Source organism: Paenibacillus sp. LPE1-1-1.1, assembly GCF_040676435.1.
In the GTDB taxonomy this organism is placed as follows: domain Bacteria; phylum Bacillota; class Bacilli; order Paenibacillales; family Paenibacillaceae; genus Pristimantibacillus.
The window spans coordinates 978111-992394 of record NZ_JBEGHY010000023.1 but is presented as its reverse complement, the minus strand read 5'-3'; the positions used below and the strand labels follow the sequence as shown (position 1 = coordinate 992394).

Below are 14284 nucleotides of genomic sequence, written 5' to 3'. Positions count from 1 at the left end.
AAAGCGGGATGCCTGGCAGTGGCAATCCCGCTTTTTTTAGCCTTATAGGGTATGATCTTCTCGGAATGCAAAACTTCTTGCCGCATATAAAAATGGTGTCGAACAAAGAGAAACGATAAATTTTATGACATATGTCGACAAGAAAATTGAAAGCCAGAGCTTGCTGTCGTAACCGGGTGCGCCCGCAAAGGCAATGGTGCAAAATATGAATGTATCTACAAGCTGGCTTACCGCTGTGCTGCCATTATTGCGAATCCAAAGCTGATTCGGCGCAGGGCATAAACGCTTAAGTACCGAATAAATCTTTACATCGAGAAATTGGCTAACCAAATAAGCGCATAGGCTGCCTAAAGCGATGCGAGGCATCAGTCCGAATAAAGTCTCCAATGCACCCTGTACTTGCAAAGGAAAGGGTTCGTTAAGGGGATTAAAAAGGAGTGCCATCTGCATAATAATGGTCGTAGCGATCAGTGTGAAAAAGCCAAACCATACGGCCCGTTTCGCAGCTTTCTCGCCATATTTCTCATTCAACAGGTCTGAAGCCAAATAAATGGTACCGTACATCGTATTGCCGAGAGTAATGGCAATGACCATACCGAAAGCATGGATATCAATGGTTTTGACGACTTGAATATTGGCTAGCACGGTAGCCATTCCGATCCAGGCATAAATGCCGATGCGCCCGAAAAACCGGTAAGAAAGCAGGAATAACGTAAAATGCGCGAGCATAAAGATCGCGCCGAACCATAAATTAAACATACTGCCGTAAACCTCCTAGTTTTGATAACGCGGGAGTTTTCGAACCGCGGATTGCGCCTCAAGCGTGCCTTCCGGCTTGCTTTTCTGCCTTTGTCATTATAAACGCTCCTACTGCGCCCGGCAATAACTTTTCGTTTGCATTTTCTTTGAACAGAAGAAGGTGGTAAAATGGTTGATACCGTTTTAAATGCGGTACATGAATGATTGAGCAGCCTTACATATTGGTTAAGGAGTGATAAAAATGACTAATCATGATGATCAGCTTCAGATAGAGCAGCATCGCGTAGAAAGCGTAACCGAGATCATTCGGGCAAGGATAGATGTATTTCGCGGACAAGTTAGCGGCATGCACGAAGATATTGTCGATATACGCCGTAATTTTTGGGATGATGTTACGCTGAACTTTGAGGATGCAGCCGAATCGGCTGAGTCGCATGCTAGCATGAAGCAGCAGGCTGAGGTGCTGTCGGAACGCGAAAGAAGCCATCGGCATATACAAGAGCAGCTAAAAACACTCTTGAAGCTGGAGCATTCTCCCTATTTCGGACGAATCGACATCAGCGAGCAAGGCCAACAAGAATCAGAGCCTATTTATTTAGGCGTAGGCTCGCTGCTTGACGAAAGCGGTTATGAGTATCTCATATATGATTGGAGAGCCCCCGTTTCCAGCCTCTATTACGATTATGGACCGGGGCCGGTACAATATGAAACGCCGAGCGGGACGATAAAAGGCGAGATGTCGCTCAAGCGTCAATTTATTATTCGCGACGCCCAAATCCGCAGCATGTTCGATACGGGAGTAACCATTGGGGATGAGCTGCTGCAAGAAGTTCTTGGCAAGCAGTCCGATGCGCAAATGAAAAGCATCGTCGCTACGATCCAGCGGGAGCAAAATCAGATTATCCGTAACGAACGCGCGAGATTGCTTATTGTGCAGGGTGCTGCCGGAAGCGGAAAAACTTCCGCTGCCCTCCAACGCGTAGCTTATCTGCTATACCGTTACAGGGGCATGCTTCAAGCGGATCAGATCGTCCTGTTCTCGCCGAATCCGATGTTCAACAGCTACGTGGCAACAGTACTTCCAGAGCTTGGCGAACAGAACATGCAGCAAACGACCTATCAGCAATATTTAGAGCACAGGCTGGGCAAAACGTTTGCGCTTGAGGATCCATTCTCGCAAATGGAATATACATTGGCATCGCATAAGGATGAGGGTTACGAGGCTAGGATTGCCGGAATCACTTATAAATCGGGTGCTGCCTTTATGCATCTAATCGATAGTTACGCAGCGGAGCTTGGTCAAGCTGGACTTTCCTTTAAGGCAGTTATCTTTAAGGGACGTACATTAATTAGCGAGGTTTCGATCGCAGATCAGTTTTATAAATTGGACGGGGCGATATCCATTGCGAACCGTATGCGCAGCACGGCGGAATGGATGCTCAAGGAGCTGACGAGACTGAGCCGCGAAGAGCGTGAGCAGGATTGGGTACAGGAGGAAATCGAGCTGCTCGATCAGGAGGCCTTTGCGAAAGCCTTTGAAGAATTGCAGCGGAAAAACCGGTTTGCGGGCAATTCATTTGATGATTTTGACGCGGAACGGGATTATTTGGCCGCGATGGTCGTGCAGGAGAAATTTAAAAAGCTGCGCAGACGCGTAAAGCGATTGAAGTTTTTGGATGTGCCGATGGTTTACAAGCGTTTATTTGACCATGGCTCTTCACTGCAGCAATCGCAGATCAATCGGGGGGAGCTTCCGGAACAATGGGCCGAAATTAGCGAGCAGACGCTTGCAAAGCTTGATGGCGGCGAAATTTTTTACGAGGATGCCACTCCGTATCTATATTTGAAGGAAAAGCTGGAGGGTTTTCATACGAATACGCTCGTTAAGCATCTTTTCATTGACGAGGCACAAGATTATTCGCCTTTTCAGTATCATTATCTGAAGCGGATTTTTCCCAATTGCAAGATGACTGTCCTTGGCGACCTGAACCAATCCATATTCGCACACGCCGTATCAGGCAACGGTTTTGATCCGTTATCGGAGTTGTTTAGCGAGGAAGAGACTGAGAAGATCATATTGGCCCGAAGCTACCGTTCGACACGGCCGATTGTTTCCTTCACCAGCCGGATGATAGAAGGCGGCGAGCTGATCGAGCCCTTTAACCGGGATGGCGCGGAGCCAACGATTACCAAAGCGGAAGATGAAGATCAGCTTGTCGCTAAGATTCAGGATCAAATTGATAAATTGGTTATGGGTTATCAGTCGATAGCGGTTATTTGCAAAACGGCGGAAGAGAGTTATCAGACGTTTGCCGCTTTGCAAGCTTATGTGCCTAATCTGCGGCTTGTCGAAAAAGAAACGGTGACCTTCGAAAAAGGCATTATCGTAATACCAACATATTTGGCGAAAGGTGTCGAATTTGATGCTGTTGTCATTCATAATGCAAACCAAGAGCACTACGGGCGAGAAAGTGAGCGAAAGCTGTTTTATACCGCGTGTACAAGAGCGATGCACGAGCTGCATCTGTTCTATACCGATGAGCTCACATCCTTTATAAGGTAATCTTATTTTCTTACTTCTGACCAAATATCATGAACTTCGACTTGAAGCTCCGAAGCGATCAGCTCTGCTGTGAGTCTTTGGGGCTTTAATATTTTCCCGTTGCGCAGTTTTGAAATGGTTTGGATAGAGATGCCGGTCAATGAGGACAAATGGCCTGCCGTAATATCCCGTTTGGCCATCCATATTCGAAGTTTTACGGATGCATCGATTTGATCATCTACCGGGCGCAAATCCCAGATGACGAACGCGAATTCAAAAGCCTCTCCAAATCCATCGATAATAGGAGCGAAGGTGACAGACAGCTCGAGCTCGATTCCGCTCAGCTTGCTCGTTTTAAGCATTAGGCTTCTTTCTTTTTTTAACAAATAAGCCTCTTGAATGATCTTCATGATTTTTACGTGCTCGGTGTCATCCAAAAATTGAAGCAGCGTTTCATCCTGCATTTTGCGGTCTGGCTCGAATAGCAGCGGCGCTAAGTTGTCTCTTAAAAAACGAACATGCTGATTTCGATCGACGATGCCGCTGAGTATGACTTTGTTTCTTTCTGCCTGCTGCTCTATCCACTTGTAAGGAGTCAAATCCTCAAAAATAATATAGGCCCTGCAAAAGTTATCTTCGCTGCTATTTGGCAAAGGCTGCTGGTCGATTCTTACCGAAATTTGGCGTTTTTGCTTCGTGTAAATGACAACCTCGCTTTTTACCACTTGTCTGGAATTGTCGATTTTGTATTTTTGAAGCAATTGTTGACTCTTTTTCGATTTAAGCTCCTTAAGCGTATAACCAGATAACCGAATAAATGCGTTATTTGCATCTTCAATTGCGACTTCACGCTCATTTTGTCGTAAAATAATCATGGGTTGGTGCATTAACTGGAAGATCTGACTATAAATCGACAACCTCGAACACTCCTCATATTTCCATTCCTTTTCCGATAACCAAGTAAAAGTATAGAATAGCCCCTCATGACAAACAAGTCTATGAATTTGACGGATTCGTGCATGTTTCAAAATCGCTAAATAAGTTTAATTAATTAAACTCGGTAGCTTAATTCATACCTATTTGGTGTATATGTAGTTTATTTTGGTCTAAATCAGCCGTAATAAACGTACAGCAGGCTTTATTCTAATTCATTTTCCCGATAATATGATAGCAGACAACCTAGCGATTCAGATATGAACGTCTTGGCGTACACAGGGGAGACTGACAAATGAACCATTGCAGCATTGAAAACTGTATGAAGCCGATTAAAGCCAAGGACCTATGCGCGATGCATCATCAGAGATTTTTGAGACACGGGGACCCGAATACGGTAAGACCCCGTCGAGTAAAACAAATTTCAAACTGCAAATGGGTAAATTGCATCAACGAATCAATTACGAAGGGTTACTGCGCTAAGCATTATTATATCCAACGCGTTATGGGCACAAGTCAGGTTAATGTTACTTAATCTGACATGGGTTTAATTGATACTGTCGAAAACTATGAAAACGACTGTGTTTTTTTCACCAAACCATGTATAATGTGGATTAAGTATTGCAGGCTCTGCTGATTCTGACTCGTCATTGATCATCCAACAGGGGGTGAAACCAAGAATGGTTCAAACGGCACCAAACGGGCTTTCGCACAAGGATCTATATCTTTTTAACCAAGGCACTTCCTATCACAGCTACCGTTTTATGGGTGCTCACCTCGTCCGCGTGGACGGTAAAGACGGCGTACGATTTACGGTTTGGGCTCCGAATGCAGCAGAAGTACGAGTTATCGGCGATTTCAATATATGGGTGGGAACTCAACACTGCATGGAAAGAATCGACGCAACGGGCATCTTTTCCTTGTTTATCCCTAACCTTGGAGAAGGCGATTTGTACAAGTACGAGATCGTAACCCCGGAGGGCGCGATGATCAGAAAGGCCGATCCATACGCGTTCTATGCTGAACGCCGTCCTGGGACAGCCTCGATCGTAGCGGGGTTAAGCGGCTATAAATGGAAGGACGGAAATTGGCAGCGCAAGAAGCGTAAGCTCCCTGCCTATAACAATCCTTTGCTCATTTATGAAGTGCACGCCGGCTCTTGGAAAATCAAAGGAAAAGAAGATTTTTATACGTATGAAGAATTGGCTGAAGAATTAGTTCCTTATGCGGCAGAAATAGGTTATACCCATATTGAACTTATGCCCTTATCCGAACATCCGCTAGATCAGTCTTGGGGTTACCAAATTACGGGTTTTTACGCCGTGACGAGCCGCTACGGCTCACCTAAGCAGCTGATGCGTTTTGTTGACAAATGCCACCAGTCTGGCATTGGCGTTATTTTAGATTGGGTTCCTGGACATTTTTGCAAGGACGACCACGGTTTGCGTCTATTTGACGGCGCGCCCATTTTTGAAGGAGCAGATGCCAAGCGTGCAGAAAAGCCGCTGTGGGGCACTTTGTCTTTTGATTTTGCCAAACAAGAGGTTGTCAGCTTTCTAATCTCCAATGCGATGTATTGGATGGATATGTACCATATTGACGGTTTACGTGTGGATGCTGTTGCGAGTATGATCAATTTACATATGGATAAACCGCCGGAAATGCACACTTATAACTACCTAGGCGGACCTGACAACCTAGATGCTCTCCGCTTCATCAAGAAGCTCAATGAAACCGTGTTTCATTATTACCCCGATACCCTAATGCTTGCTGAAGATTCTTCCGCATGGCCTGCTGTAACCGCGCCAACCTACAAAGGCGGCCTCGGATTTAATTTTAAATGGAATATGGGCTGGATGAACGATATGCTCCGCTATATGGAACTGGACCCGTCCGAACGCTCAAGCCACCACAATCTCATCACATTTTCACTCCTTTACGCTTTTTCGGAAAATTATGTTTTACCTTTGTCGCATGACGAAGTCGTGCATGGAAAACGTTCTCTTTTAAACAAAATGCCCGGCACCTATGAAGAAAAATTTGCTCAATTAAGGCTTTTTTATGGCTATTGGATGACTCATCCCGGCAAGAAATTATTGTTCATGGGAAGTGAGTGGGGGCAGTTTGACGAATGGAAGGACAGCGATATGCTGGACTGGATGCTGCTTGAATACGATATGCACCGCAGCATGCACCATTACGTCAAAACGCTGAATCACTTGTATGTCGACCAGCCTTCGCTTTGGGAGCGGGACAGCGAGCAGGAATGCTTCGAATGGATTGACGTTCATAATGCTGCGCAATCTGTCATATCCTTTATCCGCCGCGGAAAATCCGATTTTTCGGTCGTCGTGGCTAATTTCTCCAGAAATGATTATCAGGAGTTTCGCATCGGTGTTCCAGAGCCAGGTTCTTATCGCTCTTTCATAAATAGCAACGACAAGCAATTTGGCGGTACGGAAACACAAACAAAGCAAAGCTATAGCAGCGAAAACGTAGCTTGGCATGGTCACGATCAAAGCATTACGCTTCACTTGCCCCCCTTTACATTCTTGTACTTCACCTTAGATTAGGGGAACACACATTAAGAGAGGGTTGGTGTCCATGGGCCGAAAAGAAATGATCGCTATGCTGCTCGCAGGAGGCGAAGGTAAAAGATTAGGCGTGCTTACAAAGGATTTAGCAAAGCCAGCTGTCTATTTTGGCGGGAAATACCGAATAATTGATTTTACATTAAGCAACTGCGCGCATTCTGGGATTGATACGGTAGGCGTGCTTACACAATATCAGCCGCTTGAGCTTAACCGTTATCTCGGGATTGGCAGTCCATGGGGACTAGACCGGCGTGACGGAGGCATGACGATTTTGCCGCCGTTCATGAAGCAAAAAGGCGGCGTCTGGTACAAGGGAACGGCAAATGCAATCTATCAAAATATGGCCTTTATTGAACCTTATAATCCGGAATACGTTCTCATTATTTCTGGCGACCACATTTATAAAATGGATTACGATCTGATGCTGCAGCATCATAAGCGCTCAGGCGCCGATGTAACGATCGCCGGCATTGAAGTTGACTGGAAGGAAGCCAGCCGCTTTGGGGTTATGCATATCGATGATGAGGACCGTATAACCGCCTTTGAGGAAAAACCAAAAAATCCTACGAGCAACATCGCGTCCATGGGCGTTTATATTTTCACATGGTCCGAGCTCCAAAAATATTTGATATACGACGAAGCCAGCCGCACTTCGAGCCACGATTTCGGCAAGGATCTTATTCCTGCCATGATGAGGGACGGCAAGAAGCTTCATTCTTACCCTTTCAAAGGCTATTGGAAGGATGTCGGTACCATCGACAGCTTGTGGGAAGCGAATATGGACCTGCTTGCCGATGAGCCGTCATTGGAGCTGGCAGACTCTGATTGGAGAATTTACTCCGTTAATCCTAATCAGCCGGCACAGCATATCGGGGCTAAAGCAGAGGTGACTGCTTCCATGATTACTGAGGGCTGTCTGATTGAAGGAAGCGTAGACCGTTCAGTATTGTTTTATGGCGTCCATGCCGCGAAAGACACGGTCATATCCGAGTCGGTCGTCATGCCGAACGTGAAAATAGGCGAGGGCGCGCGTATTTACCGTGCGATAATCGGTGAAGGAGCAGTCATACAAGCTGGCGTAACGATAGGCAGCCCGGCAGATGACGCGATTACGGTTATTGCCGTTGACCAATATGTGACGAATGACCATTTGCTGCGGGAGGTGGAGCACTCATGAAACACAAAGTCATGGGGGTTATTAATCTAATTCATGAGACGGATGAACTTGAAGGATTAACGCAGGGACGCTGCTTGGCAACGGTGCCTTTCGGCGCCCGCTATCGTTTAATCGATTTCGTGTTGTCCAGCATGGTGAATTCCGGAATTTCAAAGGTAGCGGTATTCGCGCATACTAAATACCGCTCGCTAATGGATCATCTCGGATCAGGCAAGCATTGGGATCTTCAGCATCGTCAAAGCGGTTTATTCGTACTGCCTCCTGCTACCGACGATATTCAAGAAATCAGCCGCGGGGATTTATACCATTTCTATCAGCAGCGAGATTATTTCAATCGCGCATCGCTGGACTATGTGGTCATTACTCGCAGCCACATGGTATGCAATATCGATTTCGAGAAGGTGATTCAGTTTCATTTGGAGCGGGAAGCGGACATTACGGTCGTTTGCAAGCAGCAATCGGATCTGATGTCAGGCAAGGCCCGCAAGGTGAAGTTGAACGAGGAAGGCAGAATTACGGCAATCCAAGACCACTACGGCCGCATGCCAAGCGACATCAGCTCCATGGAGATGTACGTCATGCGTAAGGATTTGCTCATGGAACTCGTTGAAACCTCGCTGGCGCAAGGGCAGGATCATCTGGTACGCCATGCGATTTTCTCCAGGCTGGATCAGCTTAACGTTTATGGATATATGTATGAGGGTTATTTAGGCGTGGTGAACACGGTGGGCAGCTACTACCGCAACAATATGAATTTGCTTGATCCGGACGTCTGGAAAGAGCTGTTCTACCAGCCTGGACCGATTTTTACGAAGGTAAAGGATGAACCTCCGGCTCGTTATTTAGGGAGCTCAAAGGTTACGAATTCGCTTATTGCAAACGGCTGCCGCATTGAAGGCACAGTCGTTAACAGCATATTGTTCCGAGGCGTGCATGTTCAGAAGGGCGCAATCGTAAGTAACAGCATCGTGATGCAAAACGGTATCATCGGTGAAGACAGCTTTTTGCAGCACAGTATTTTGGACAAGGATGTTCGCGTTGAAGCGGAGCGAGACATTCGCGGAGCCGCTAGCGCCCCGTTTTTGGCCGGGAAAAGAAAAATTATCTAAATTTATTATTTTGCCGCGAAACATGCGCTATACCACGATAGGAAGACGCAAGCCGTTTCCAATTAGGTTGATGCATTGCTGATGCGGCGTCCAAAAGAAAGGAGAATCCTATGAACATTTTGTTCGCAACATCAGAAGCTGTGCCGCTTGCGAAGACAGGCGGACTCGCCGACGTTGCAGGGGCGCTCCCTAAGGCGCTGAATAAGCGGGGCGTTGATACCAGAGTCGTACTGCCGAAATACGAAGAAATTCCTGCCGCCCTGATTGGGCAGTTTGAGCATGTCGCTCACTTTACGGTCTCCTTCGGCTGGCGCAATCAATATTGCGGGCTGATGAGAGCCGAGTTTGACGGTGTTACATATTATTTGATCGATAACGAGTTTTATTTTAAACGCAGAGGTCTCTACGGCTACGGCGATGACGCTGAACGGTTCGTATTCTTCTGTTTTGCGGTAATGGAAGCTGTTCGTTACATGGATTTCCATCCGGATATCGTACATTGCCATGACTGGCAGACAGGACTTATACCGTTTCTACTCAAAACAAGATACTATCACGATCCGGCGTGGGCTTATACCAAATCGGTATTTACGATTCATAATTTGAAATATCAAGGCTTGTTTGGCATTGACCTCCTCATGGATTTGCTGGGCGTGGGCCATGACATGTTCTTTGCTGACAGCTTGGAATTCCATGGGGCAGGAAGCTGCATGAAGGGCGGCCTTGTCTATGCCGACAAGCTTACGACGGTCAGCGGCACCTATGCCGAGGAAATCCAAACGGAATATTTCGGCGAAAAGCTGGATTCCCTGCTGAGATACCGTTCAGGCGACTTAGTGGGCATCGTAAACGGTATTGATGATGAGCTGTTTGATCCGATGAATGACAGCTCATTAGATGTTCCATACCGAAACTCATTAAGCCGTAAGCGAAAGAATAAGCTGGAGCTCCAACGCGAGCTGGGTCTTCCGCAATCCGAGGATACGCCGCTCATCGGTATTGTGTCCCGGTTAGTGGAACAAAAAGGCTTCGATCTCATTTTGGCTACGCTTGAAGAGCTCTTGCAAGAAGACGTGCAATTTGTTGTGCTGGGTGCCGGAGATGCGAAATATGAACAGTTTTTTAATCATATTGCATACCATTATCCCGATAAATTTGCTGTATGGATCGGCTATGACGACAGGCTTGCCCGTCGGATCTATGCAGGCTCGGACATCTTTGCGATGCCATCTCAATTTGAGCCATGCGGTCTAAGTCAGCTTCTTGCTTTGCGCTATCGCTCTGTACCGATTGTTCGCGAGACCGGCGGATTAAAGGACACGGTACAAGCCTATAACGAATATACTGGCGAAGGAAACGGCTTCAGCTTTACTAATTACAATGCGCATGATTATATGTACACCGTGCGAAGAGCGTTAGCTCTTTACCGTAATCAGGAAGCCTGGAAGCAAATCGTGAGTAACGGCAGTAATGAAGATTACAGCTGGAACCGCTCCGCTAAAGCCTATATATCCGTTTACTCACAACTCTTAGCGCATCGAAAGGAGAAAGAGTCATGGCCCGTCATCTTGTAATCGGCAACGGTAAGATGCTCCTTAATTTGGATCAGCACTGTTACATTCGGGACATATATTATCCATTCGTCGGACAGCTGAATCACGTAGGCGGTCAATATTGCCGCTTAGGCGTATGGGTAGAAGGTGCCTTCAGCTGGCTGGATGAGCCCGAGTGGAGGTTTGATTTAGATTATATTGACGATTCGTTAGTTACGAATATAACGGCAACGCATGATGGATTAGGCATCGAGCTCCATATGAATGATGGCATTCATCAACGGGAATGCATCTACATTAAACGGGTTGTAATTCGCAATAAGACAAACGATACAAAAGAGATTCGTTTATTTTTCCATCAGGATTTGATGATTGACGGTTCCGAGGTTGGTGATACAGCCGTTTATTATCCGGAAAATCACACCCTTTATCACTACAAGCGCAATAACTATTTCATGTTCAACGGTTTCTCTGATGAAGGCGGTATGACCCAGTATTCGACGGGGATCAAAAGATTCCAATCCGCGGAAGGCACGTGGCGTGACGCTGAGGACGGCGTGCTCATGGGCAATTCGATTGCCCAAGGCTCGGTTGACAGTACGATTAGCTTCCGTACAATCATTCCGCCAAACAGCGATAAATCCATTTACTACTGGATGTCTATTGGTCAGAACTTAGAAGAAGTAAAGGAACTGAACCAATATGTGCAGGACAATCATCCGGAAAAACTGCTTAGCCGGATGGTCATCTACTGGAAACACTGGCTGCGCAGGGCAGAGACCGATCTTGGCGATTTGCCGCATGATGTTGTGAAGATGTTCAAGCAAAGCTTGCTGCTCGTTCGAACGCAGGTTGACGAGCGGGGAGCGATATTGGCTGCGAATGATACCGATATTTTGCAATATAACCGGGATCATTACAGCTATATGTGGCCGCGTGACGGGGCACTCATTGCGGATGCCATGTCGATGGCTGGCTACCAAAGCGTGATCGCGCCATTCTTCCATTTCTGTGCACAGGCTTTGTCGCCGGAGGGTTATTTGTATCACAAATATAATCCGGACGGTACGGTAGGCTCCAGCTGGCATCCCTATATCGTACAAGGAAGCAGGCGATTGCCGATCCAAGAAGATGAAACGGCGCTCGTGCTGTTTGCCCTATGGAAAGATTATTCCCGAAATCAGGTCATTGAGCTCCCTCAATCGCTTTACAGCAACTTAATCCGGAAAGCAGCTTCATTTTTAAGCTCCTACATCGAGCCTTCCTTGTCACTGCCCAAGCCGAGTTATGATTTATGGGAGGAACGTTACGGGATTTGGACGTACACCGCAGCATCCGTTTACGGAGGTCTGATGGCCGCGTCATTCTTTACGGATCTCTTTGGCGATTACGAGCGCAGCGATCATTACAAGAGCACCGCAGAGCTGATAAAGCACGGCATTATTACTCATCTTTGGGATGAGGAAGCAGGGCGTTTCGCGCGCGGATTGATCCAGAAGGATAACCGATGGGTGAAGGATATGACCCTTGAAAGCAGCTTGTTTGGCGTTTTGGAATTTGGCGTGCTTCCCGTCGATGATTATCGTGTCGTGCAGACGATGCTGGCGATCAAAGAAGGCCTGCAGGTCAAGACGCATATTGGAGGAATCGCTCGATATACGAACGATTATTATTTCCAGCAGTCGGGCGAGATTGATAAGGTTCCAGGCAACCCTTGGATTATCTGTACCTTGTGGGTAGCCAACTTTGAAATTGATTCCGCAAAAACGCTGGAAGAGCTGGAAGGGCCGCGGCAAACGCTGCAGTGGGTTTCGGATCATGGGCTTCAAAGCGGATTGCTGCCTGAGCAGCTTAATCCTTTCGACGGAACGCCTTTGTCGGTAGCGCCGCTAACCTGGTCGCATGCGACAGTGGTGCACAGCGTAAGCAAATATGCCGAGAAATATAAGCGTCTTCGAGCCGAAAAGGAAATGAACAATCAATTGTAAATTTTTATTGAGATAATCAGCTATACAAAAAAGACCGTGCAGGCTGCAATTCAAGCCTGCACGGTCTTTTTTGTTATGACATTTTACGAGAGTGGCAGATGCTTGAATGAAATGTTTTTTATTACTCATAATATATAACTGAATATTCGACACATATAATAAAATATTTTTCTGTTTATGATATTGATTTGAGAAATATTTTTTCATATAATTGATAAGCTTGCTCGGCAAATTACAAGACAACCTAGGAGGACACACTATGTTATTACTTATCGTATTGGCAGCTATTGTCGTGCTGCTGTTGCTGATCACAGTAGCTAAGCTCAATCCGTTCGTCTCATTGATTGTTACAGCGATCGGTGTCGGACTTGCAACAGGCATGCCGTTGTTCACCACGGAAACTGGGGGAACGGGCATTATTGACTCCATTAAGACAGGCATGGGCAATACGCTGGGCTTCCTTGCGATCGTTCTTGCTTTGGGGACAATGCTTGGAAAAATGATGGCTGAATCCGGCGGAGCCGAGAGGATCGCACAAACGCTAATCAAACGCTTTGGTGAAAAAAATGTTCATTGGGCAATGATGTTCGTAGCTTTTATCGTCGGGATTCCCGTCTTTTTCCAGGTAGGCTTTGTATTGTTGATTCCTCTCGTATTTACAATCGCCCGGCAGACGGGCGTATCCTTGGTTAAAATCGGTGTACCTCTTGTGGCAGGGCTTTCCGTTGTTCACGGTCTTGTTCCGCCGCATCCGGCAGCAATGGCAGCCGTTGGCATTTTCAATGCCGATGTCGGCATTACGATTCTTTACGCCATTATCGTGGGACTTCCAACCGCAATCGTTGCCGGCCCATTGTACGGCAATTGGATCGGAAAACGTATCCATAAGACGGTGCCGAAAGAAATCGGGGAACAACTGGCAGAGGCCGATCACACAAGAAAATTACCGGGCTTTTTTAACACGGTATTTACGGTACTCGTTCCCGTTATCCTAATGCTTACGTCTTCGATAGCCGAGCTTTTTCTTGAGCAAGAGAGCGGACTTTATCAAGCTCTGCGCTTTATTGGAGATCCCGTTACCGCGTTATTGATCGCAACCGTGTATTCCTTCTTTAGCTTAGGCTTCTTCCGCGGTCTTAGCAGGGAGACCGTGCTTAAGTTTTCGAATGATTGCTTGGCTCCGACTGCAACCATCTTGTTGGTCATCGGCGCCGGAGGAGCTTTCAACCGCGTTTTGCTCGATTCCGGTATTGGTGAGTACATTGCGGAACTGGCTACCTCTTCGCATGTTTCCCCGATATTGCTCGGGTGGGGGATTGCAGCCTTGATTCGTGTCGCAACAGGTTCGGCAACGGTATCCATGATGACCGCGGCTGGGATAGTAGCACCGATTGCTGCAGCTGTGCCAGGAGCTAATCTGGAGCTGCTCGTGCTTGCGACAGGAGCAGGATCGCTTATATTATCTCATGTGAATGATTCGGGCTTCTGGATGATCAAGGAATATTTTGGAATGACCGTGAAGGAAACGCTATTAACATGGACAGCGCTTGAAACGATTATTTCCGTAACAGCGCTTGTGCTTATTCTCGTATTGGATATGTTCGTCTAATCTCTATCCGTACAAAAAAA

The 14284-nt window shown here is 46.7% G+C and carries 9 protein-coding genes; 7 read left to right on the top strand and 2 right to left on the bottom strand.

Annotated elements, in window-relative coordinates; genetic code table 11:
* Positions 1–42: 42 nt before the first annotated feature.
* A complete protein-coding gene (locus MRBLPE1_RS21410; RefSeq protein WP_364149209.1) occupies positions 43–759 on the bottom strand; it encodes a queuosine precursor transporter in 717 nt (238 codons plus the stop codon).
* Positions 760–1000: 241 nt separating this feature from the next.
* Between MRBLPE1_RS21410 and helD the strand changes: the two genes are divergently transcribed.
* On the top strand, positions 1001–3322 hold the full coding sequence (gene helD / locus MRBLPE1_RS21405; RefSeq protein ID WP_364149208.1) for an RNA polymerase recycling motor HelD: 2322 nt from the start codon (positions 1001–1003) through the stop codon (positions 3320–3322).
* Between the two features lie 2 nt (positions 3323–3324).
* Here the strand turns inward: helD and MRBLPE1_RS21400 are convergent, their stop codons facing one another.
* Positions 3325–4218: a helix-turn-helix domain-containing protein gene (locus tag MRBLPE1_RS21400; RefSeq protein ID WP_364149207.1), complete on the bottom strand. Its 894-nt coding sequence runs from the start codon at positions 4216–4218 to the stop codon at positions 3325–3327.
* 696 nt (positions 4219–4914) lie between these two features.
* On the opposite strand from MRBLPE1_RS21400, the gene glgB reads away from it, so the two are divergent.
* From glgB to MRBLPE1_RS21370, 6 genes are all read left to right on the top strand, one after another.
* Complete coding sequence (glgB, locus tag MRBLPE1_RS21395) at positions 4915–6807, top strand: 1,4-alpha-glucan branching protein GlgB (RefSeq protein ID WP_364149205.1); 1893 nt, start codon at positions 4915–4917, stop codon at positions 6805–6807.
* Between the two features lie 31 nt (positions 6808–6838).
* Complete coding sequence (locus MRBLPE1_RS21390) at positions 6839–8005, top strand: glucose-1-phosphate adenylyltransferase (RefSeq protein WP_364149204.1); 1167 nt, start codon at positions 6839–6841, stop codon at positions 8003–8005.
* The gene (gene glgD, locus MRBLPE1_RS21385) at positions 8002–9114 is read left to right on the top strand and encodes a glucose-1-phosphate adenylyltransferase subunit GlgD (protein ID WP_364149202.1); all 1113 of its coding nucleotides are present in this window, start codon (positions 8002–8004) and stop codon (positions 9112–9114) included. Before MRBLPE1_RS21390 ends, glgD begins: the two co-directional genes overlap by 4 nt.
* Before the next feature lie 110 nt (positions 9115–9224).
* On the top strand, positions 9225–10688 hold the full coding sequence (gene glgA, locus MRBLPE1_RS21380) for a glycogen synthase GlgA (protein WP_364149200.1): 1464 nt from the start codon (positions 9225–9227) through the stop codon (positions 10686–10688).
* Positions 10670–12655 carry a glycoside hydrolase family 15 protein gene (locus tag MRBLPE1_RS21375; protein ID WP_364149199.1) on the top strand — a complete coding sequence of 662 codons (1986 nt, stop codon included), beginning with the start codon at positions 10670–10672 and terminating at the stop codon, positions 12653–12655. The genes glgA and MRBLPE1_RS21375 overlap by 19 nt, the downstream gene beginning before the upstream one ends.
* A gap of 259 nt (positions 12656–12914) precedes the next feature.
* Positions 12915–14264 carry a GntP family permease gene (locus tag MRBLPE1_RS21370; RefSeq protein WP_364149197.1) on the top strand — a complete coding sequence of 450 codons (1350 nt, stop codon included), beginning with the start codon at positions 12915–12917 and terminating at the stop codon, positions 14262–14264.
* Positions 14265–14284: the final 20 nt, after the last annotated feature.